The following is a 21948-nucleotide window of genomic DNA, read 5'->3' on the forward strand; positions in this document are numbered from 1 at the left end:
TTTAAATTTATTTTTATTAATTAATTACAACAGATAAAATAGCATTTCCAACCCTCGAACCTGGTTCAGGATTTCCCAATGCAGATAGAGTTGAGCTAATGGAGAATGGTAAGTTAGTATTTTTTTTAATCTCGGTTTGAACTAAATTATTTGACATGCACTTTCCTGAGACACATACATCTAATTGGCTTTCTACACCATGTAATAAATCAATTTTATTTTCAGGTAAAAATTGGAATGTGGCGCTCATATCGCCAGTGCATGATATACTTCCGTCAATTTTTGCAATATTTCCATTTATATTATTTGAATTGACATTACCATGAGATATAGTTAATGGCATAGATACATTGCAAGAAGGCAATACAGGGATTTCAGGGACATTAACTGAACAGGTTGTTCCTACAGTTTTGTCATTCACAATTATTTGTAAACAGGTATCTGCATAACCTGTTACAGATGCTGAATAATCGAAGAAATTGATATATCTAACATTAAACTGCCCAAATTTCACGCCAAAATCAGGTAGCACCTCACTACAGTGCTTAGGTGTGTTTCGTGTGACTGAATAGTATTTAACTACACCTAGATTATATATACTACTAAACCCAGATAGTAGAGTAATATCTGGTGTTGCCATAGATTGTATAGAGCCTGTCGATGAGCGACCAGTTGCAATAACTGTGATATTACACTCAGTATTTGTGCTGTTTTTGATCTCATCTGGAATATACAAAAAATAAGGGCCTAACGTTTTTGGTATAACATTGTATGCATCACTAATTAGTGGATGCTTTATACTTGTTGTATATATACTGTTAGGATTTAATGGGCTTGCATTAGCTTTACTATTAATTATGAATAGTAAAGCTAGCATCAATATTTTTATAAGATAAATGTCTTTATTTTTTAGCATTACGCTATTACCTATCAATTTTTATAAATTATTATTGCGATGCTATGACGTTAATCATATAGCATTTCAAAAGCAATTAATGCAGAAAAAGCACCAGGTATGAGTGGGCCGGACGTTCTGATAGCTGAGACATAATAAGTTAAGTTATTTTGGCCTGATGCAATTAACGTTGGGTTACTTTCTTTACCTATTGGTAATATTTTCCCTTCTGAATTTGCTACTTGCAACCCAAAGCCGTATGCTCCATTGACTCGAATAATATTCGAATATTCAGGTTCATTTACTGCTAAAAATTTAACTTTGACCGCAGGCTGTGTGCTACTCCATATCGTTTTTCCAGTTTGGAAATTTTGAAGCTCACTTTGAACTTGCAGGCAATTTAACAACTCAATTTGGAATGGAATAGGCTGCATCACTTGCTCAGAAGAATTTAAATCACTGAATGATATATTTCCTAGTGAGATTGATTGGTTAGTAGATTTCATGGCTAATTCGCATGGGTTTTCAGTTAAAGAACCTGAAACATGAATGACTCCATGCTGTCCATCAACCTCCCAACCATCTGTAGGCCTAAACAGATTATTATTGCCAGCAGTTGCTGGCAATACTGTGGCTAAGCAAAGTGAAATGACCACATGTTTTGAACGTAGCCAGTGGTATATTCTTAAGCTCATAAATATGTCCTCATTTAGCTTTATATTCCTTTGCTATTTATTTAATGATCTTTTTTAGTAACAGAGCAGATTGTATTTTTACAATCAAAGGCTAATTTTGGACGACCACCATAGTCATTAATATAAGTAATTACGGGGGTGTTACCTAGTTGCTCATTTGTCATTCCAATATTGATTTCACTAAAGGGTGCAATCATAATTGGAGTAAATTCTTTTGCATCTGTATTTTCATGAGCTCCTGCATTAATTATTGTGATATAATAAGGTGTTGGGTTTTTAACAAAAACAACACTTCCTTTTCTCTCAAGCTGCATTTTTTCTTGCCATGGTGCACTGTTTTGCTGTGGTGCAATTGCTTCTGGACGGTAAAATAATTTTATTTTTGTTTGTAATGCAATCTGTAAAGTATTTGGTTTATCACTCTTCGGTGGGATCTCTCGCATATTAAAATAGAATAATGATTCTCTATCCTGAGGTAAATTTTTTATATCAGGTAAAGCTTCAATTTTCATTTGGCTAGATTTCCCTGGTTCTAATCGTTGAACCGGTGGTAATACAATCAATGGTGATGTTATTTTTTTACTTTCTTCATTTTCAATCCAACCTTGAGCAAGATAAGGAAGTTGCTTATTATTATTGTTAATATTTAAAGAGATTGACTTGTTCTCTCCATCAAAGATAACTCTTGTTCTATCTAATGATACTGCAGCCTCTGAAAAACCACTTAGGGCTAATGACCCTAAAAAAACATTTGTTAATATTTTTTTGATATTCACTTGGTTATTACCTTTATACATTAATTTCATCTATTTAAATTAAATAATTATTTGTTTGTTTTTTACTGCCTAGTTACAAGGAAGTAATAAATTGTCTTGAATTTCTTGATTCATTAATTCAGAAGGAAAAGTTATTTCACATGACATATTTTTACCCCATGTTATATTCATTGTTTCTGAAGGATGAACACCACTAATATAAGTATTACCTAAATCGCCTACAATCCCGACATTTTGCTTTTTATGGTTTGTTACTTGGGCCCCTAATGGTGGATGAGAACCATCAGTAAGTACGATAACAGCCATAACTTTTTGACCTGAAATAACTGAAAATGAGCGATATCCAATGGCACCTTCAGTCAATGTTGCTTGAATAACGGATTGTTGGGCGTCAATGTCATCAGGCAGTTTATTTAAATCAATCTGTGCTTTATTTCGATAGTAACTACTGACATCTGAAATAACTGCTTTCCCAAATCGGTTTGATTCAACAGGAACGCCAATACCGCGAATTGTAATATTTGAAACATTATCAGTATCAACTAATATACGAGCTCCACCAAGATTATTTATTCTATGGGCAACAATACCTTTTCCTGTCAAAGTCAAACCACCAGAAGTGGAAAGACCAAAAGCACTATATTGGTTATTTACATGATTCGCATTTGCTGACCAGCGAGCGCTATCTCCTTGATGTGAAATAAAAGCACTTGCAGTTCCTCCTTTTCGATTTGCGCCCGCACTGACTTGATAATTTGTTCTATCATCCAATCTGTCATAATAAGAAACACGATTGGTCGTATCATAGCGGCTTGTATTCATCGAATAACCGACATTCGCCCCGTTACTTAGTGGGAAAGATAGTGATACATAAGCGCTATCATCTGTCACACCGTTATAAAAACTGCGATTTGCAGATAAACTAATACTCATGTTTTTTATTGGGCCAATATCCATATATTTGGACAGCATTAAACTGTAATAGTCATTATCTTTTTTGTCCCAATACGTCTGATGGTTATAATTTAAATATAATGATAATCCTATATCCTGGAAGTTTTTATTGACTGATATGGTGTATAGCTCTTTACTCCCATAATTACGTAGTCCTGTTTTTTGGGTATTTAAGAATTCACTCATACTCATATAACTTCGTTCTGAAAAACGATAACCAGCGAACTGTATTTGGCTATCGAATTCTTCAAATCGTTTAGAATAGTTTATTCGGTATGAGCTCCCACTTAATGTTCCTTCACCGGGTAAACGGGCAATAGACTGAGTAATATCAAATGAAAGAGCACCGAATGCGAGCAAATCTCGCCCAAATCCCATTGATAACGCATTATAATTTTGGCTATTTAAACTACCGCCAATTAAAGACCAACCATTGCTTATACCCCAAGAAAATTCACCTGTAATGAAATTTTCCCCTTCACTTTGGCGATCAATATTCGTTGGCTGGCCTAGTGCAAATTTATATTGAACTTGTCCAGGTCTTGTTAGATATGGCAAGTTTGCAGTATCAACTTGAAATTCTTGAATAGAGCCATCTTGCTCTTTTATGGCAACATTTAGCGTTCCGGTTATAGCATCACTTAAATTTTGGATACGAAAAGGGCCTGGCGCAACTTGAGTTTCATATAATATCCGTCCTTGCTGCATGACTGTCACTGTAGCATTACTTTGTGCTATTCCTGTTATTTCAGGGGCGTATCCACGTAAGTTTGGTGGCATCATGCTTAATTCAGATTGTAAACTGGCACCGATAAATCTAAAACCATCAAAAATATTTGAGGACAAATAGTCTTCACCCAGTACGAGTTTAGCCTTTAATTCAGATAGAGCTCGGTAGGCATAAAAACGATCCCATGTGAAATCAGATTGATCACGTCCTTGGCTTCCTGTCGTATGGTTATAACGACTTTGCCAATCAGCTCGAAACCGCCAAGCACCTAAATTGATACCAGCTACACCATTACTATTCACTGAAGATGAATTCGCTCCTCCGTTATAGGAATTGGTGGAATTAGCATTTACATTATAATCAATAAGCAAGGCTGATATTCCATTGTCCCAGCGAGAAGGGGGATCCCAGTTTTCTGATGTGTATTCTAGGTATGCTTGAGGAATACTGACATATAAAGATGACGTAGCTAAATCACCGCGCAGTAGTAATCCTGGCAAGCTATCCTCACTAAGGCATTGCCCTTCATGCCACCATGTTAATTTTTTTTGCGACTCTGAAGTAAGCCCTAGCAGTTTAACTATTTCTGGAGATAAACAAGGCTGGCTATCTTCAGGATCATGCTCAGCAGAATAATAGGGGATGTTAATATCAGATATTTGTTCATTATTAATTTTTAAAGTGAAATTATAAACCCCGGGCATAATATAACCGGCGCGAGAGAATTGGTTTAAATCAATGTTATTTTTGTCTTCTAAATCTAAAACATCAGTATTGAATTCAATATAATTATTCGCATTGGTTGTTAAAGTCACACAACTGACTGTTAACCCAATAAGAATACTTAACAATTTTAATTTTGGTGTGTAAATAGGTAACGAAGACATAAAAACATTCCTAAAATATAGCAATAATTTATTTATTATTTAGTAATAATCCAGTTTAAAACGGATTGATGTCTGATACTGTCCAGCACGTAACGGTGTGTCATTTGAAACAACTTTTAACTGATAATTCAAAATATATTTCCCGGGTTTTATACTTTTCGGTAATGTTTTTTTTCCTGGGTAAATATATTCTCCATTCGATTCAGTTAATAATAACGCTATCCCTTGTGCAGAACCCGATACCGAAAAAAAATCCCCATTAACAGGCCCATCAAATGAAACTTCAAATGTTTTCCAAAGTTCGCCTGTATAAGATGTTAGCCTGCAACCAATTAATGTAATAAAAAAATCCTGTGCCTGTCCTTGCCCTTCTTGCTGTATTAATGACAGTGGTAATATCCCCATATCAATGGATTGTTCATAAGAACCGGTATCAATACTACACGCTGTATCCATAATGCTACCTTGCATTATCAAATCCATTGAACTCTTTGCAAAAGCACATTTAAAAAAGGGTAATAGTAAGAAAAAACACAATGACAAAATAGTTTCTTTTTTCTTTGTTATCATATTATAACCATTAAAATATACACCACGAGATTTATTAATCTCGTGGTGAGATAGCATTTTATAAAAAAATTATTTAATTATATGCTAATGTAAAGTTAGTAACTGCTTGGAATTTTCCTGGTGTTACTGGAATAACTTTGCTTTGTGCATCAACTAGCTGAAGTCCAATTAATGATGCTTGGAATTTTAATGTATTATTTCCTTCAACATAATTTTGTTTTGCGCTAGAGTTAACTTTAATTTGAGTACCTGATGAGTTCATGATCTTCACTGCGGCACCAGTAGCATCACCTGTAATCTGTAAATAGCCTGTATTTTTCCCTGCTTCAGTTCCTTTGAAAGTGACAGCAACTTGATTATCACCTTTCAGGTTACAGCCTTCTAATTTAATCTGGAACGGCTGCGCTGATGATTCACCACCATTATCTAAAGTTACATTAGATACTTGGCCTAATGGAACCTCTTGATTCTCTTCACCGGGAGCAATAGAGCATGGTGCGTCAATAATAGAACCAGAAAATGTTACCGTACCACTCCCTGCATCAACAGCTAAAGCAGATGCACTCATTAAACCAGAAATCATAGTTGCTAAAATAATTTTTTTCATTTTTTCCTCAAACGATAAGTATAGGTATACATATAAATATTTATATGCATCTTTTAAATAAAATATATTTAAATAAATATATTTAAATGGATTAATAAAAATAAATTGTATCAGAGGCTGATATCTTATTTCTTAAAGAAATTACATCATCCGAAGGGGATTTTTGAACTTCTGCAATAATAAGCTTAATAACTCTTTCAAATGGACATTCGAGTGCTACGCTTAAATTAAATAACATATCAATACTAATTTTATTTATTCCACGTTCATAACGTGACATTTGTTGCTGTGAAACATTCACTTTCTTGGCTAGGTCACAAGCTGTAATACCATTCTCTTTGCGTATTTTTCTTATAACTAATCCACAGTAAATAGAAAATAGATTATCTTGTGTTTCATATTTGGATATGACTCTATTAACTTTACTCATAATTAATAACAAGGTCTCAGTTTAATAATTCAATAATTTATTTTACTCTTATGTATTCCCCTTAAGTGCTTACAATTATAATGAGTAGATTTTTTTAAATCAAACCACTAAAAAGAATCAAGTCTAATTAACAGCTTATATTTACATTTTTTACAATTCAGTTGTTTTACTTATCTAACAATTAGTTATAAACATTCAAAGTTTTTAACAATTTTTTTAAAATCAAATTTAGAAGTTAGCTTGTTAGTTTATTAGGCTTGGTTTGACATGAAAAAAAGTATTTTTATCTGAAATTAACAAATTTTAATAAATTCTCTTAAATTGTAACAGAATAACTTGATTTCAATCAAAAACACACACATAAGGAGTGATTATGCAATTTGAAAAATGAAAGACTTTATAAAAAAATCAATAAAATCAAATGATTAATCAGCACTCTCATTTGGAGTAAAAATCTACAAAAAAATACAATTAAATCATTATAGTAGCTAGCAGAGATGATGTGTGATTTCTTTTCATTACATCAATAGCCTTACTTATCTAAATATTTATACCTCCATAGCCGAGACACTATAGGGTTCTATCTGCTTAAATTTTTTGTTACGGGCTCTTCTAGCTTACTTCATATCTAGTTAGAGAGTTACTGCAGAGTAGTAAACAAGTACGGATATGTGTCGTTTTTTACCATAATGTTTTATTTTAAGATATGACTTAGGGCGGTCACTAGTCTGATATTTTTTAACTTGGTTTTGTTAGCCTGTAAATTCAAATTGTTATGAAAGTAAGCTAGATTCTATTTATTTAGAAAGAGAAGGAGAACCAATAGTGAGTTTTTATGATATAACAGGAGAGAAAACAGCATAGTATTATATTTATAAATTAAATATTATGCTGTTTTTTGATTAATGATATTTTTTAGTTGGGTGTAAATCTAAAATATAGGCTACACATTAAACAAGAAGTTGAGTACATCGCCGTCTTTAACGATATAATCTTTACCTTCAGCGCGCATTTTGCCTGCTTCTTTTGCGCCTTGCTCACCACGGTATTGGATAAAATCATCAAATGCGATAGTTTGCGCGCGAATGAAGCCTTTTTCGAAGTCTGTGTGGATCTTACCTGCAGCTTGTGGAGCCGTAGCGCCAACAGGGATAGTCCATGCACGAACTTCTTTAACGCCTGCAGTAAAGTAAGTTTGTAAGTTTAATAGCTCATATCCAGCACGAATAACACGGTTCAGTCCCGGTTCCTCGATGCCTAAATCTGCCATAAACTCATCACGCTCTTCATCTTCAAGCTCTGCGATGTCAGACTCGATTGCTGCACAAACGGGCACGACGACAGAACCTTCAGCTGCAGCAATTTTATAAACCACATCTAAGAATGGGTTATTTTCAAAGCCATCTTCATTAACGTTAGCAATGTACATTGTTGGCTTTAATGTTAAGAAGCTCAAGTAGCGGATCGCTGCTTTATCTTCACTAGATAAATCTAATGTGCGTAACATACCCGCTTGCTCTAAGTGCGGCAGACATTTTTCTAATGCTTCTAATTCCGCTTTTGCGTCTTTGTCGCCGCCTTTTGCACGTTTTTGGACGCGATGGATAGCGCGTTCACAGGTATCAAGGTCTGCGAGTGCTAATTCCGTATTAATCACTTCAATATCTTCGGCAGGGTCAACTTGGCCTGCAACGTGAATGATATTGTCGTTTTCAAAACAACGAACGACATGGCCAATGGCTTCGGTTTCACGGATATTCGTTAAAAATTGGTTACCTAGGCCTTCACCTTTGGATGCACCTTTCACTAAGCCCGCAATATCCACGAACTCCATAGTCGTTGGTAAAATACGCTGTGGCTTCACAATCTCAGCTAATTGATCAAGACGTGGGTCTGGCATTGGCACAACACCCGTGTTTGGTTCAATCGTACAGAAAGGGAAGTTGGCTGCTTCGATGCCGGCTTTGGTCAATGCATTAAATAGGGTGGATTTACCCACGTTAGGCAGACCAACGATACCGCATTTAAAACCCATATGTTTCTCACCTTAATAGCAAGGGGCAGCCACGCGCTGCACCCAATGTTTAGAAATTGGCGCTGATTATACACAAAAAGTTGATTCGGATGAAATGAACTCTTATGTGGTTGCTTTAAAACCATGCAGACGGTTGATGGCTTTGTCCATACCATCTGCTAGAAGAATATCTGTACACCTAGCCGCTTCATCAATTGCATCATCAATTAATTTTTGTTCAGATAAAGGCGGTTTACCCAAAACAAAACCAACGACTTTATTTTTATCACCCGGATGGCCAATACCAATGCGTAAACGATAAAAATTTGGGTTATTGGCGAATTTACTTTGAATATCTTTCAGCCCATTATGGCCGCCATTACTGCCACCTAACTTCATTTTAGCCACACCAGGTGGTAAATCGAGCTCATCATGGGCGACTAAAATTTCATCGAGATTGATGCGATAAAAATTGGCTATAGCGGCAACAGATTTACCACTTAAGTTCATAAATGTGGTTGGAACTAGCAGGCGAATATCGTTACCGTTCATATTAATGCGAGCGGTATAACCAAAAAATTTAGCTTCTTCTTTCAATGGCTGGTTATGGCGCTCAGCCAGTAAATCAACATACCATGCACCTGCATTATGGCGCGTTTGTGCATATTCAGCACCCGGATTGGCAAGTCCAACAATTAACTTAATTTTGCTCACGGTGGTGATTTCACTATCAGTTATGAAAATAATGCCCTAGTTTACCTTGTGAGATGCAGGATGTACAAAATTGTGATAGATAAAGTCACTGGGATTATAATTGCCAGATAAACTATTCGGGTTTACTGATTTTTTGATAAAAAGCACTTTTTGTACAGATATTCTTGCTAACTTCCTTCCTTGTGATGTCTATCGCAAAAAATTTTACTTAATGCACTATAATCATTACATAAATATAAAGTATGACCGAATTTATTTACACATGCTTGCTTATCAGTTTACTGGTACTGGAGGTATATATGAAACGGAAAAGCGCTCATCTTCTTGGTAATGTCTTCATGGGAATCGGAATGGTGTTGATGATCGGGAGTATCGGTGTCAACTTATTCTCTCATATCGTTAACTTAGGCCTTTCAGAACTTATCACTAATGGTTCCTTATTCGGTATTTTTATCGGTGCGATGGTATGGTTAGTCGGTGCTAGGATCGGCGGCCGTGAAAAAGTTGCAGACCGTTACTGGCAGTTAAAACAACATTATCATTCACGTAGAGATAATCACCGTTATCCATAAATAGCCTAAAGCAATTAATTGCTGATAATGGTGAACGAGTCTGATAATTAGGCATTAAGAGGAGTAAAATTCATGAGAATTTTGCTCTTCTGTCGTGAATATTGTGAGTTATTTTAAATGGTTATTTTTATGCCATGATATGCTGAAAATTATCAATTGGCTGGCTATAAAGTATAAAAATAGGTATTTACGGGGGTTACCCTCTACAATCATAAAGCCCCTGCAAATGACATTGCAGGGGCTTATACTTTTATTGCGACTTTTTCATCACGGTTGAACGCTAAAACCCAATACTAGGGAATTAGTGCTCAAACATTGCTGAAATTGACTCTTCGTTGCTGATACGACGGATAGCTTCAGCTAACATACCTGAAAGCGTTAAGGTACGAACATTGCTCAGCGCCTTAATTTCAGGAGAAAGAGGGATAGTGTCACAAACAATGACTTCATCAATGACTGAATTTTTGATGTTGTCTACAGCATTACCTGAGAAAATCGGGTGTGTTGCGTATGCAAATACACGTTTAGCACCACGTTCTTTCAGTGCTTCAGCTGCTTTACACAGAGTACCACCGGTATCAATCATATCGTCCACTAAGATGCAATCACGACCTGAAACATCGCCAATGATATGCATAACTTGAGAAACGTTCGCACGTGGGCGGCGTTTGTCAATAATGGCCATATCAGTGTCATTCAGGAGTTTTGCGATAGCTCTAGCACGTACCACGCCGCCGATGTCTGGAGATACAACGATTGGGTTTTCCAAGTTCTTCTGTAACATATCTTCCAGAAGAATAGGGCTACCAAATACATTATCCACAGGAACATCAAAGAAGCCCTGGATCTGCTCTGCGTGTAAATCGACTGTGAGCACACGGTCTACACCTACACTTGACAGAAAATCGGCAACAACTTTAGCGGTGATTGGTACACGGGCAGAACGTACGCGACGATCCTGTCTTGCATAACCGAAGTAAGGGATAACAGCGGTAATACGACCAGCAGATGCACGGCGTAGCGCATCGACCATAACAACCAGTTCCATCAGGTTATCATTGGTTGGTGCACAAGTTGACTGGATGATAAAAATATCACCACCGCGAACATTTTCATTAATTTGAACACTGACTTCGCCGTCGCTAAAACGACCAACAGCCGCGTCTCCAAGATTAGTGTAAAGGCGGTTAGCAACACGTTGTGCTAGTTCCGGTGTAGCGTTACCAGCAAAAAGCTTCATATCGGGCACGAGAAAAACCTCAGGCTTGCGTCCAGAGAGATATTGTTGACCAATAGCGACAAGGCTTATTGGTGCAATACACGGGTTATCCCAGCGCGGAACTTGTGCAGTGGGGAAACGTTAACGCCTTGAGCGACGAACCCTTGCACCCACGATGGGGCTTTATTTAACACCTGCAGGGCATCCGCTTGTGTTTCAAATTCAGAAAAAACACATGCGCCTGTTCCTGTAAGGCGAGACGGAGCATATTCTAACAGCCAAGAAACAAGCTGTTCAACCTCACGAAAACGTTTTCTTGCGATTGGTTCGCAGTCATTTGCGTACGGAGCCAGTAATAATGCGGCTAGGGAGCGTTTTGGAGAATTTCGATTTAATTGTGGATCTGTGAAGATCATCGGGGTTGATATTTCAATTCCGGGATGAGCGACCAGATACCATTTCTCTTTAGGGGAAGCTTTGGTTAAAATATCACCAACCCCTTCAGCGAAAGCGGCATGCCCACGAACAAACACAGGGACATCTGCACCTAATGATGCGCCTAATTCTGCAAGGACTTCATCAGAAACCTGTGTGTTCCAATGTTCGTTAAGCGCAATTAAGGTGGTTGCTGCGTTTGATGAGCCCCCGCCAATACCACCGCCCATGGGTAATATTTTATGGATACGGATATCAGCACCTAATGGGCCACTGTGATGTAAGGTCTCGCGGCAATAGGACTGTAATAATTTAGCAGCCCGTAAAATTAGGTTTTTCTCGGGGGGAACCCCTTGCATTTCAGTCAATAAATTCAGTTGGTCGTCATCACGTGTTGTCATGGTGATTTCATCGCCATAATCAACAAATTGAAATAGAGTTTGTAACTCATGGTAGCCATCAGGGCGTTGACCTGTGATGTACAAAAAAAGATTTAATTTTGCCGGAGAAGGCCATGTTAACGTCATTTCTTCAGTGTCCAACTATCCATTTTTAATTTAATAAGCCTGTCCCCTTGGCGTAACTCGAGGTAGTTCGGCAGCATAGGTGCCGTTTTGCTGTCATAGGAAATATAGTTGAGTTGCCATGTTTCACCATTACTTTCAAATGTGACACTTTTTAGCAGGTGATTTTCATCTAAGGTGAAGTCAGTTGCACGCCCAGGTGAGCCAGTTAACCAAGCAGTGAGGTCATCAATTGGAATTTCCATACCAGTGAGCTGATAAATAAGTTCACTTGGTACGTCACTCATATGGGTTTGGCCATCTTTAGTGGTTAGTCGAGCTAAATCAGGTTCAACGGTCAGTTCAAGTTCGCGGGAGCCTAACGGATTAGTTAACAATAAACGGTATTTTTCTGGCGTATATTGTTGCCAGAAAAACTTAGCGTACGTTTTTGTCTCCCCTCCGTTATAGGCAAAGGAGCCACGGGTTTGGTAGTCACGTAACTGACTTAATTCTTGTTGATGTGCTTTCCACTTAGCATCGGATGCAGAGCCAGTTCCTTTAGTGGTTGTTTGTGACGTTGTCACGCAAGCGGTTAGCAAGACGCATGAAAGTGGCAATAGGCGAAAAAAGTGCTTATTTATGTGCATAAAGGATAAAGCTTGAGTTAATTGCATATCAAATCTCAAAGTTGTATTGGGCGCTGATAGCAGTCTCTATTGAGTTACTTGCATTTAAAGAGGTTTAGTTTAGCGCGTTAAGGCTATCTGAGCCATCTATTACACTCGATCTATTGTACTCGATGATATACCTAGCCAATAAAAATCTGTAAGTGATTTACAGTTTGTATACAAATAACCTGTTTGTATACAAATGACATGGTGTATTGATGGGGGGAATGGTTTCCTAAAGATCCCTAAAGATGGTGTTAGGCCAATCTGATTTTGGCTAATGGGGGGCAACGTTATCAGGGGAAACCTCATTAGTCACCATTTGCTTTCTGTGCGAAATAATTGCATCCTCTATGCATCTTATTGCAGTTAATTTATCATTGTAAATAATGATATGGCTGATAATCAGTTTCATATAGCATAAATAAACGATAAAATTACGATCAGCTGGATTGGTAAAATAACTATTACGTCTGTTTTTTCGGTTTATTTTTTGGCGTGGGTCATCTTTCTGAAGGATAGGCTTATGCAAACCGTAGAAAGAGAGACGAGGATCATCTACAATAGAACAATATAAATAACAGTATTGCTGAATTGGTGGGGAATACCCATCGAGCATTACTGAAAATAATTAGCACTGTAAGCAATGTGAGTAAGTCGTAAAGCACAATGACCTTATTAGCCTTAGGCATCAACCATAAAACAGCACCAGTAGCCCTGCGTGAGCGGGTGACATTTGGTCCTGAAAAAATTGACCATGCACTTGAAGAGCTCCTCAAACAGCCTCAAGTGAATGGTGGCGTTGTGCTGTCTACCTGTAATAGAACTGAGCTTTATTTGAGCCTTGAATCACAAGAGCGGGCTCAAGAACAACTAGTAAAATGGTTGTGTGATTTTCATGGTATAACCCAAAAAGATTTACAGCCAAGTTTATATTGGCACCAAGACGACCGGGCTGTTAGTCACCTAATGCGTGTGGCGAGTGGCTTGGATTCCTTAGTTTTGGGTGAACCACAAATATTAGGGCAAGTAAAAAAGGCATTTGCACTTTCACAAGGTAACCATTCGTTATCGAGCGAACTTGAGCGCCTTTTCCAAAAATCGTTTTCTGTTGCAAAGCGTGTGCGTACAGAAACCGATATTGGTGCAAATGCCGTTTCCGTAGCATTTGCGGCTTGTACGCTTGCTCGTCAAATATTTGAATCACTTAAGCATTTAAATATTTTGTTAGTTGGCGCAGGGGAAACTATTGAACTTGTGGCTCGTCATTTGCGTGAACACGGCGTACAAAAAATGATGATAGCGAACCGAACACGTGAACGGGCGGAGTTATTGGCCAATGAGGTTAATGCACAAGTCATTTCGTTATCGGATATTGATAACCGCTTAGCAGAAGCGGATATTGTCATTAGTTCAACGGCGAGTCCTTTACCCATTATAGGGAAAGGGATGGTCGAGCGTGCAATGAAAATACGTCGTAGTAAGCCGATGTTATTAATCGATATTGCCGTTCCCCGAGATATCGAACAAGATGTTGAAAAATTAAGAGATGTTTATCTCTATACTGTGGATGATTTAGAGTCTATCATCGCACAGAACCTTGCTCAGCGAAAAGCCGCAGCCGTTGAAGCTGAATACATTGTTGAGCAAGAAAGTAGCCACTTTATGGATTGGTTGCGCTCACAAGCGGCAGTGTCTACAATTCGCGATTACAGAGAACAAGCTGAGGCCATTCGGGCAAGCATGGCTGAAAAAGCGTTGACGGCTATCCGTCAAGGTACAGATCCTGAGCAAGTGATCATGCAATTATCGCAACAATTAACCAACCGCCTTATTCATGCTCCAACTAAATCTTTGCAGCAAGCTGCAGGAAATGGGGATGTCGAGCGTCTAAATCTACTTAGGGACAGCTTAGGGCTGGACCATCAATAACCACATTTTAATCATAGGTCTTATATAACGAATGAAGCCTTCTATTGTCGCAAAACTAGAAGCATTACAAGAACGCTACGAAGAAATTGAAGCGCACCTTGCTGATGCAGGTGTAATCGCCGATCAAGACCGTTTTCGTGCTTTATCAAAAGAATATGCTCAATTATCTGATGTCGCTAAGTGTTTTAGCGCATGGCGCACAGTACAGGATGATATCGAAACAGCTGAAATGTTGTTAGACGATCCTGAAATGAAAGAAATGGCTCAAGAAGAGCTGAAAGAAGCTAAAGCGCGCAATGAAGAGCTTGAACAGCAATTACAATTGTTGCTGTTGCCGAAAGATCCTGATGATGAATATAACTGTTTCGTTGAAATCCGTGCGGGAGCAGGGGGAGACGAAGCGGCAATTTTTGCGGGTGACTTATTCCGTATGTACAGCCGTTATGCGGAAAATAACCGTTGGCGCGTTGAGCTCATGAGCACGAGTGACGGTGAACATGGCGGTTTTAAAGAAGTTATCGCGAAAATTTCCGGTGATAGCGTTTATGGTCGCTTAAAATTTGAGTCAGGCGGGCATCGTGTTCAACGTGTTCCTGAAACTGAATCTCAAGGTCGTATTCATACATCTGCTTGTACTGTGGCTATTTTGCCTGAGCTACCGGAAGCTGAATTACCTGAAATTAGCCCTGCGGACTTACGTATTGATACCTTCCGTTCATCAGGAGCGGGGGGGCAGCACGTTAATACCACCGATTCTGCAATTCGTATTACCCATATTCCGACAGGTATCGTTGTTGAGTGCCAAGATGAGCGTTCTCAGCATAAAAATAAAGCAAAAGCGATGTCTGTATTAGGTGCGCGTATTCGCCAAGCTGAAATGGATAAACGCCAAGCCGCAGAAGCGTCTGAACGCCGTAATTTATTAGGTTCTGGTGACCGTTCTGACCGCATTCGTACCTATAATTTCCCACAAGGCCGAGTGACGGACCACCGTATCAACTTGACGTTATACCGTTTAGATGAAGTGATGGAAGGAAAACTGGATTCACTTATCCAACCTATCATCAATGAATACCAGGCAGACCAACTTTCTGCGTTGTCTGAGCAGGAATAATGCAATATACCGAATGGGTCAAGCAGGCAGCGAATCGGCTGTCTGCAAGTGACAGTGCGAAGCGAGATGCTGAAATTTTACTGGAACATGTCACAGGCCGCAGTCGTACCTATCTTTTTGCATTTGGTGAAACGGAACTCAAAGCCGAAGAATTCCAACAAGCTGAATTACTTTTGCAACGCCGTGAGAAAGGTGAGCCTATCGCCTATATTGTCGGTGAACGTGAGTTCTGGTCCCTTCCTCTTTATGTCTCACCTGCAACATTAATACCTAGGCCAGATACTGAATGTATCGTTGAACAAGCCTTATCTAGGTTAACAGAGCAAAAAAATCACATTTTAGATTTAGGCACTGGGACTGGGGCAATTGCATTAGCCTTGGCGTCTGAGATGCCGCAAAGTCAGCTTATTGGTGTGGATTTTAATCCTGACGCGGTCGCTTTAGCACAACGAAATCAACAGCGCTTGAATATTTCAAATGTCAAATTTATACAAAGTAATTGGTTTGCTTCACTATCAATTCAACAATTTGATATGATTATCAGTAATCCACCTTATATTGATGAAAATGATAAGCACCTCAGTGAAGGTGATGTGCGATTTGAGCCCTTAACCGCTCTAGTGGCTAAGGATGAAGGTTTAGCCGATCTAATTTACATCATTAAAGAGTCTAGAAAATATCTGAAAAATCAAGGGTGGTTACTTCTTGAGCATGGCTGGACACAAGGTCTTGCGGTGCGTGATTTATTTAAAGTACATGGGTACACCAAAATTGAGACCTGTCTTGATTATGGTGGAAGAGAGCGAATTTCACTCGGTCAATGGAATGGTTAAGTGGCATAGCACTGGGAATGTAATGAAAACCATAGCGAATATAGAATTTAATCAACTCCCTTTAAGTGAAGGGATCATGACTGTTTCACAATGTATCCGTCATGATTTCCCGCTGATGAAAGTGCAAGCTCAGTTAGACAGCTTAGTCTCATCAGCCAAGTCTTGTATCGATTTAACCGCTGATAACGAAACCAAAATTCAGCAGTTGACCTCACTTTTTTACCAAGAATGGTCGTTTGGCCCAGCTGAAGGCATTTATCTGTTATCAGATATGCTATGGCTAGACAAAGTACTGTCATCTAAGCAAGGTACGCCAGTGACACTCGGTGCTATCTTTTTGTACGTTGCCGAGCGCCTTGGCATTGCGATTTATCCCGCTATTTTTCCAACTCAATTATTATTTATCACTGAAAGAAATGATGGCAGCCAGTGGGTAATTAACCCTGTAAATGGCGAGTCTTTATCACTACACACATTAAATTTATGGCTCAAAGGAACCGTTGATCCTTTTTCTGAATTTTACCATGACCAATTGGATGTAGCAGAAAACAGCGTTGTCATCCGTAAAATTTTTGACACATTGAAAGCGTCATTAATGGAAGAGAAAAAGATGGAATTAGCGCTGCGAGTTTGTGAAACGCTTCTGACTCTTGACCCTGAAGACCCTTACGAAATTCGGGACCGAGGGTTAATTCTTGCACATTTAGACTGTAATCATGTGGCGTTAAGTGATCTCAATTACTTTATTGAGCACTGTCCAGAAGACCCTGTTTCTGAAATGATTAAAATACAAATTTATTCGTTGGATAATCATCCAATCGTATTACATTAATTAACATACAGGCTAATGTCCCTGTTTCAATATTAAAGGTAAGAGTATGCAGCAGAAAGTAGTCAATATTGGTGATATCAATGTCGCGAACGACTTGCCGTTTGTGTTATTTGGTGGAATGAATGTATTAGAATCTCGCGATATGGCGATGAAAGTGTGTGAGCATTATGTCACTGTGACCCAAAAGTTGGGGATCCCTTACGTTTTTAAAGCATCATTTGATAAAGCAAACCGCTCATCAATCCACTCTTACCGTGGCCCAGGTCTTGAAGAAGGAATGAAAATTTTTCAAGAGTTGAAACAAACATTTGGTGTGAGAATTATTACTGACGTTCATGAACCTGCGCAAGCAGCTCCTGTTGCCGAAGTTGTTGATGTTATTCAATTACCGGCTTTCTTGGCTCGTCAAACGGATTTAGTTGCAGCCATGGCTAAAACAGACGCAGTAATTAATATCAAAAAACCTCAGTTTATCAGCCCAGGACAAATGGGAAATATCGTTGAGAAATTTATCGAAGGTGGCAACGATAAAATTATTCTTTGCGACCGTGGAGCAAACTTTGGTTATGACAACCTAGTTGTTGATATGCTTGGTTTTAATGTCATGGTTCAAGCATCAAAAGGCTGTCCTGTCATTTTCGACGTAACCCATGCACTACAATGCCGCGACCCGTTTGGTGCAGCATCTGGTGGTCGTCGTGGGCAAGTTGCTGAATTGGCAAGAGCTGGAATGGCGGTTGGGATAGCCGGGTTATTTCTTGAAGCTCACCCAGACCCAGATAATGCACGCTGCGATGGCCCATCAGCATTACCATTAGATAAGCTGGAACCATTCTTAAAGCAAATGAAAGCAATCGACGAAGTTGTAAAAGGCTTCCCTGAGTTAGATACGAGTCGCTAAGTTAGGCGGTTTATGCAACTCACTGAAGTCGTTTCTATGTTCGGCGCTGATTTGCAGCGCCGATATGGTGAAAAGATTTATAAAATTACCTTACATGGTGGTTTTAATTGCCCAAACCGTGATGGCACCCTTGGGCGAGGAGGCTGCACTTTTTGTAATGTGGCTTCTTTTGCTGATGAAAATCAGTCATCTCAAACTATTAGTGAACAAATTCACCAACAGATCACCCGAATTTCCCGCGCAAAACGTTACTTAGCTTATTTCCAAGCCTATACCAGCACTTATGCCGAAGTGAGCCTATTAAAACAACTTTATGAAGAAGCCTTACTGCAAGCCGATATTGTTGGATTATGCGTAGGTACCCGCCCTGACTGTGTTCCTGAGTCAGTATTATCCTTGCTAAGCCAGTATCAACAGCAAGGCTATGAAATATGGCTTGAGTTAGGTTTACAAAGTGCCCATGATAAAACACTACATCGTATTAATCGCGGCCATGGTTTTGATGCATACCAACAGACGACACAAAAGGCTCGCAGCCTTGGATTAAAAGTTTGTACACATTTGATTTGCGGGTTACCCGGTGAAAATGCCCAAATGAATATGCAAACACTTGATAAAGTCCTTGAGTGCGGAACGGATGGTATCAAACTTCACCCTTTACATATTGTCGAAGGTAGTGTGATGGCCAAAAGTTGGCGGGCAGGGCGCTTGGCAACGCTTTCTCTCGATGAATATACTGAAATTGCAGGTGAAATGGTGCGCCATACTCCGGCTGATATTGTTTATCACCGTATTAGTGCCAGTGCAAGAAAACCCACATTACTCGCTCCGAACTGGTGTGAAAACCATTGGGTGGGAATGAATAATTTATATCAATATTTCTTAAAATGGGGCGGGCAAGGCTCCGCACTTTGATATATTCAATGAGAATACATATGAAATCAACTTTCTATAAAGCTATTATCGTTTCGTCTCTAATTACGTTTTCTTTTCAAGCGATAGCTCAACTTGATATTACCCCAGAAGATAAACAGAAATTTGTACAAACTCACCAAAAAGCAACCAAGAAAGATGCTCAGGCCCAGTATCAGCTTGCCCAAATGTATTTTTCCGGTTTAGGTGTTCTTCAAAATCTTAATAGTGCGCGTTTATGGGCAAATGAAGCTGCAAAAAATGGTAATGGGGATGGTTATGCATTATTGGCAGATATCAATCTATTAAGTGATAGTTATTTTTCACAGGAATTGATTGATGCTCGTAAGTACGCGACGAAAGCTGTTGAAATGGGCAGTACGCGTGGCAAAATCAGTTTAGCAGAGTCATTGATAAACCCAATTGCGGGTAAAACGGATTATCAGCAGTCTATAGAACTTCTTAATGAGGTTAATGCGTTAAATAACCCAGATTATTTTATTGCGCCTATTTTGCTTGGTGTTATTTACTTAGATGGCAAAGGTGTTGCAAAAGACGAAAAGCAAGCACAACAATGGTTTGATAAGGCAAATGAGATGACTTATCCGGGCTATGCAGAGTGGATGGCAGCGTTTAAATTTTCTGAAGATAATACAGGTACGGTGACCATCGACCAAGTGAAAGCAAAAAAATTAAGGGAAATAGCCTGCGAAAAAGGAAAAAGTGCAGGGAATGAGATGTTTTGCTTCAGCGAGTGATACTAAACCGCCATGTAAAATAACATGGCGGTTTGGTTTGATACTTAAGTTAAGGTGTTGTTATTGGCTTTTCTGTGTCGATAGAACCCGCTTGTTCGATAGCTTTAACGGCTTCAAGCGCATGATCCATTGAATTATAAAAACTCAATACGCCTTCAATAGGTGCCACTTTTGCTCTCGCCAATGTTTTTAATGGCTGGAACGGAATATCACAAACTAAGATATGGGTATCTTTGCGAACGGCATCTATGAATTTTTCGAAAGCTTCTAAGCCCCCCGCATCCAATACAGGTACTGCGTCCCATTGCATAATAATAGTTTTATAGCCAGCGCTTTTGACACGTAACTCATCAAAAATACGTTCAGCAGCAGCGAAAAACAACGGGCCATTTATTCTTACGACTAAGCGGCTTTGTTCTTCATCTGTTTCTGCTAGTTGTGTTGAACGGGTCATATTGGCAATACGGCGCATAAACAATAATGATGCGAGAACAATCCCGACAGTGATGGCAATAACCATATCAAATAGAACGGTTAGAGACATACATAACACTAATACAATAATGTCATCTTTAGGAGCACGTTTAATTAGGTAAACGACCTTACCTGCAGCACTCATGTTCCAAGCCACAATCAATAATAATGCAGACATAGCGGCTAATGGCAGATAAGAGAGCATTGGAGCAAGAACCAATAATGTGAGTATCACCAGTATTGAGTGAATAATCGCAGAAATAGGGGATGTTGCACCTGCTCGAACGTTAGCTGCGGAGCGAGCTATTGCAGCGGTTGCGGTGATCCCACCAAAAAAAGGCGCTGCAATGTTCCCCACACCTTGGCCAATAAGTTCACTATTAGAATGGTGTTTGGTTCCCGTCATGTTGTCCAATACAACGGCACATAACAGTGACTCAATTGCGCCCAGTACCGCCATAGAAAATGCCGCAGGCATTAATGCGGTGATCATCGCCCAGTTAATTGGTGCACTTCCGGGGAGTTCCCACGGCAAAATAAACTGCGGTAGAATAGGGGGAATACCATTACCTTCAGTGCCATCAGGCAATAAATAGCTAAATTCAGAACCGATAGTCGCGACTTCCATACCAAATAATGAAAGCACCCACATGACGAAAGTCCCGACAATAAGGGCTGGCAAATGGCCAGGAAGTTTTAGTTTTAGTTTAGGCCAGAAGATAAGCACCAAAAGGGTTGAAAGCCCAATTAGAGTGTCACTGTATTGAAATGTGGGGAATGTATTGCCAATAGCAATTAGCTTATCAACATAGTTTTCTGGGACATGCGCCATTTGCAAGCCAAAGAAATCTTTAATCTGCATTGTGGCAATGGTGATAGCAATTCCCGAAGTAAAGCCTAAGGTGACAGAAACGGGAATGTATTCAATAAACTTACCAAAGCGAGCAAACCCCATCGCAAGAAGTATGATACCCGACATCAATGTGGCGACTAATAACCCACTCAACCCAAATTGTTGAGAGACTGGGTAGAGGATCACCACAAAAGCAGCCGTGGGGCCAGAAACGCTATAGCGAGACCCACCTGTTACTGCAATGATGATCCCTGCAATAGCCGCAGTATATAGCCCATATTGTGGTGGAACACCGCTAGCGATAGCCAAAGCCATTGCGAGGGGGATAGCGATAATACCCACGGTAATACCCGCGATTAAATCCTTAATAAAGCGGGTAGCCGTATATTTTTCTTTCCAACAAGAATCTATTAGCGCACTAAAAGGGCGCAACCTATTAATTTTTTTTGTACTCATTATACCCTACCAAATAACAGGGTGAAAAATAAACGAAAGATGTACCTATAAGGATACGCTTAGCAACCTGAAAAAAATCTGTTATGTATCAATGAATCTACAATTATCATAACGTTTTCAGTAACAAAAGTAAAAAAACGTTATATTATAAAGAAAAATAGTTAGAATATATTTTATATGGTTACGTTCCTGTTTTAGATGTGCATATAAA

At 39.0% G+C, this 21948-nt stretch carries 21 protein-coding genes; 8 read left to right on the top strand and 13 right to left on the bottom strand.

Translation table 11 applies throughout. The annotated features are described in order from the left end of the window. Window positions 1–16 precede the first annotated feature (16 nt). The 9 genes from PR800_RS07650 to pth form a co-directional block, all read right to left on the bottom strand. Entirely contained in the window at window positions 17–916 is a 900-nt protein-coding gene (locus tag PR800_RS07650; protein ID WP_272530494.1) for a hypothetical protein, read from the bottom strand. A gap of 50 nt (window positions 917–966) precedes the next feature. Then, the gene (locus PR800_RS07655; RefSeq protein WP_272530495.1) at window positions 967–1590 is read right to left on the bottom strand and encodes a fimbrial protein; all 624 of its coding nucleotides are present in this window, start codon (window positions 1588–1590) and stop codon (window positions 967–969) included. A 41-nt stretch (window positions 1591–1631) separates the two neighbouring features. Then, window positions 1632–2387, bottom strand: coding sequence for a fimbria/pilus periplasmic chaperone (locus PR800_RS07660; RefSeq protein ID WP_229597577.1), 756 nt, complete (start codon window positions 2385–2387; stop codon window positions 1632–1634). Window positions 2388–2435: 48 nt separating this feature from the next. Continuing rightward, window positions 2436–4937: an outer membrane usher protein gene (locus PR800_RS07665; protein ID WP_272530503.1), complete on the bottom strand. Its 2502-nt coding sequence runs from the start codon at window positions 4935–4937 to the stop codon at window positions 2436–2438. A 39-nt stretch (window positions 4938–4976) separates the two neighbouring features. After that, window positions 4977–5393 carry a fimbrial protein gene (locus PR800_RS07670; protein WP_231068351.1) on the bottom strand — a complete coding sequence of 139 codons (417 nt, stop codon included), beginning with the start codon at window positions 5391–5393 and terminating at the stop codon, window positions 4977–4979. A gap of 187 nt (window positions 5394–5580) precedes the next feature. Continuing rightward, a complete protein-coding gene (locus PR800_RS07675) occupies window positions 5581–6114 on the bottom strand; it encodes a fimbrial protein (protein WP_102140444.1) in 534 nt (177 codons plus the stop codon). Between the two features lie 91 nt (window positions 6115–6205). Next, window positions 6206–6544, bottom strand: coding sequence for a helix-turn-helix domain-containing protein (locus PR800_RS07680; RefSeq protein ID WP_102140445.1), 339 nt, complete (start codon window positions 6542–6544; stop codon window positions 6206–6208). 943 nt (window positions 6545–7487) lie between these two features. Next, window positions 7488–8579 (bottom strand): redox-regulated ATPase YchF, encoded by a 1092-nt coding sequence (gene ychF / locus PR800_RS07685; RefSeq protein WP_102140446.1) that lies wholly within the window; start codon window positions 8577–8579, stop codon window positions 7488–7490. Between the two features lie 102 nt (window positions 8580–8681). Further along, entirely contained in the window at window positions 8682–9272 is a 591-nt protein-coding gene (gene pth, locus PR800_RS07690) for an aminoacyl-tRNA hydrolase (protein WP_102140447.1), read from the bottom strand. Window positions 9273–9571: 299 nt separating this feature from the next. On the opposite strand from pth, the gene ychH reads away from it, so the two are divergent. Then, on the top strand, window positions 9572–9844 hold the full coding sequence (gene ychH, locus PR800_RS07695) for a stress-induced protein YchH (RefSeq protein ID WP_102140448.1): 273 nt from the start codon (window positions 9572–9574) through the stop codon (window positions 9842–9844). Between the two features lie 301 nt (window positions 9845–10145). Here the strand turns inward: ychH and prs are convergent, their stop codons facing one another. From prs to lolB, 3 genes are read right to left on the bottom strand one after another with little or no spacing between them, the layout of a single operon-like run. Continuing rightward, window positions 10146–11093, bottom strand: coding sequence for a ribose-phosphate diphosphokinase (gene prs, locus PR800_RS07700; RefSeq protein ID WP_004910604.1), 948 nt, complete (start codon window positions 11091–11093; stop codon window positions 10146–10148). A gap of 56 nt (window positions 11094–11149) precedes the next feature. Further along, a complete protein-coding gene (ispE, locus tag PR800_RS07705; RefSeq protein WP_102140467.1) occupies window positions 11150–12025 on the bottom strand; it encodes a 4-(cytidine 5'-diphospho)-2-C-methyl-D-erythritol kinase in 876 nt (291 codons plus the stop codon). Beyond that, complete coding sequence (lolB, locus tag PR800_RS07710; protein ID WP_395349597.1) at window positions 12022–12678, bottom strand: lipoprotein insertase outer membrane protein LolB; 657 nt, start codon at window positions 12676–12678, stop codon at window positions 12022–12024. Before lolB ends, ispE begins: the two co-directional genes overlap by 4 nt. Before the next feature lie 663 nt (window positions 12679–13341). On the opposite strand from lolB, the gene hemA reads away from it, so the two are divergent. The 7 genes from hemA to PR800_RS07745 are packed head-to-tail and all read left to right on the top strand — an operon-like array spanning window position 13342 to window position 19954. Next, on the top strand, window positions 13342–14604 hold the full coding sequence (hemA, locus tag PR800_RS07715) for a glutamyl-tRNA reductase (RefSeq protein WP_102140450.1): 1263 nt from the start codon (window positions 13342–13344) through the stop codon (window positions 14602–14604). A gap of 31 nt (window positions 14605–14635) precedes the next feature. Continuing rightward, complete coding sequence (gene prfA / locus PR800_RS07720) at window positions 14636–15718, top strand: peptide chain release factor 1 (protein ID WP_004264135.1); 1083 nt, start codon at window positions 14636–14638, stop codon at window positions 15716–15718. After that, window positions 15718–16551: a peptide chain release factor N(5)-glutamine methyltransferase gene (prmC, locus tag PR800_RS07725; protein ID WP_102140451.1), complete on the top strand. Its 834-nt coding sequence runs from the start codon at window positions 15718–15720 to the stop codon at window positions 16549–16551. The genes prfA and prmC overlap by 1 nt, the downstream gene beginning before the upstream one ends. A 22-nt stretch (window positions 16552–16573) precedes the next feature. Beyond that, window positions 16574–17383 (top strand): invasion regulator SirB1, encoded by an 810-nt coding sequence (sirB1, locus tag PR800_RS07730; protein ID WP_102140468.1) that lies wholly within the window; start codon window positions 16574–16576, stop codon window positions 17381–17383. A gap of 46 nt (window positions 17384–17429) precedes the next feature. Next, window positions 17430–18284 carry a 3-deoxy-8-phosphooctulonate synthase gene (kdsA, locus tag PR800_RS07735; protein ID WP_102140452.1) on the top strand — a complete coding sequence of 285 codons (855 nt, stop codon included), beginning with the start codon at window positions 17430–17432 and terminating at the stop codon, window positions 18282–18284. A 12-nt stretch (window positions 18285–18296) separates the two neighbouring features. Then, the gene (locus PR800_RS07740) at window positions 18297–19199 is read left to right on the top strand and encodes a TIGR01212 family radical SAM protein (protein ID WP_166265128.1); all 903 of its coding nucleotides are present in this window, start codon (window positions 18297–18299) and stop codon (window positions 19197–19199) included. Window positions 19200–19219: 20 nt separating this feature from the next. Beyond that, the gene (locus PR800_RS07745) at window positions 19220–19954 is read left to right on the top strand and encodes a tetratricopeptide repeat protein (RefSeq protein ID WP_166265125.1); all 735 of its coding nucleotides are present in this window, start codon (window positions 19220–19222) and stop codon (window positions 19952–19954) included. A gap of 49 nt (window positions 19955–20003) precedes the next feature. Here the strand turns inward: PR800_RS07745 and dauA are convergent, their stop codons facing one another. Beyond that, window positions 20004–21737 (bottom strand): C4-dicarboxylic acid transporter DauA, encoded by a 1734-nt coding sequence (gene dauA, locus PR800_RS07750; RefSeq protein WP_102140455.1) that lies wholly within the window; start codon window positions 21735–21737, stop codon window positions 20004–20006. Window positions 21738–21948: the final 211 nt, after the last annotated feature.

The sequence above is a fragment of the Providencia sp. PROV205 genome, assembly GCF_028479505.1.
Classification (GTDB): Bacteria; Pseudomonadota; Gammaproteobacteria; order Enterobacterales; family Enterobacteriaceae; genus Providencia; species Providencia huaxiensis.

Excerpts from the sequence above, each read along its gene's own strand:
- PR800_RS07655 (WP_272530495.1), bottom strand. The coding sequence starts at position 1,590 with ATGAGCTTAAGAATATACCACTGGCTACGTTCAAAACATGTGGTCATT.
- ychF (WP_102140446.1), bottom strand. The coding sequence starts at position 8,579 with ATGGGTTTTAAATGCGGTATCGTTGGTCTGCCTAACGTGGGTAAATCC.
- sirB1 (WP_102140468.1), top strand. The coding sequence starts at position 16,574 with ATGAAAACCATAGCGAATATAGAATTTAATCAACTCCCTTTAAGTGAA.
- PR800_RS07680 (WP_102140445.1), bottom strand. The coding sequence starts at position 6,544 with ATGAGTAAAGTTAATAGAGTCATATCCAAATATGAAACACAAGATAAT.
- prfA (WP_004264135.1), top strand. The coding sequence starts at position 14,636 with ATGAAGCCTTCTATTGTCGCAAAACTAGAAGCATTACAAGAACGCTAC.
- PR800_RS07665 (WP_272530503.1), bottom strand. The coding sequence starts at position 4,937 with ATGTCTTCGTTACCTATTTACACACCAAAATTAAAATTGTTAAGTATT.
- PR800_RS07745 (WP_166265125.1), top strand. The coding sequence starts at position 19,220 with ATGAAATCAACTTTCTATAAAGCTATTATCGTTTCGTCTCTAATTACG.
- dauA (WP_102140455.1), bottom strand. The coding sequence starts at position 21,737 with ATGAGTACAAAAAAAATTAATAGGTTGCGCCCTTTTAGTGCGCTAATA.
- PR800_RS07670 (WP_231068351.1), bottom strand. The coding sequence starts at position 5,393 with ATGGATACAGCGTGTAGTATTGATACCGGTTCTTATGAACAATCCATT.
- hemA (WP_102140450.1), top strand. The coding sequence starts at position 13,342 with ATGACCTTATTAGCCTTAGGCATCAACCATAAAACAGCACCAGTAGCC.
- PR800_RS07650 (WP_272530494.1), bottom strand. The coding sequence starts at position 916 with ATGCTAAAAAATAAAGACATTTATCTTATAAAAATATTGATGCTAGCT.
- ychH (WP_102140448.1), top strand. The coding sequence starts at position 9,572 with ATGAAACGGAAAAGCGCTCATCTTCTTGGTAATGTCTTCATGGGAATC.
- PR800_RS07660 (WP_229597577.1), bottom strand. The coding sequence starts at position 2,387 with ATGTATAAAGGTAATAACCAAGTGAATATCAAAAAAATATTAACAAAT.
- kdsA (WP_102140452.1), top strand. The coding sequence starts at position 17,430 with ATGCAGCAGAAAGTAGTCAATATTGGTGATATCAATGTCGCGAACGAC.
- PR800_RS07675 (WP_102140444.1), bottom strand. The coding sequence starts at position 6,114 with ATGAAAAAAATTATTTTAGCAACTATGATTTCTGGTTTAATGAGTGCA.
- prmC (WP_102140451.1), top strand. The coding sequence starts at position 15,718 with ATGCAATATACCGAATGGGTCAAGCAGGCAGCGAATCGGCTGTCTGCA.
- lolB (WP_395349597.1), bottom strand. The coding sequence starts at position 12,678 with ATGCAATTAACTCAAGCTTTATCCTTTATGCACATAAATAAGCACTTT.
- PR800_RS07740 (WP_166265128.1), top strand. The coding sequence starts at position 18,297 with ATGCAACTCACTGAAGTCGTTTCTATGTTCGGCGCTGATTTGCAGCGC.
- ispE (WP_102140467.1), bottom strand. The coding sequence starts at position 12,025 with ATGACGTTAACATGGCCTTCTCCGGCAAAATTAAATCTTTTTTTGTAC.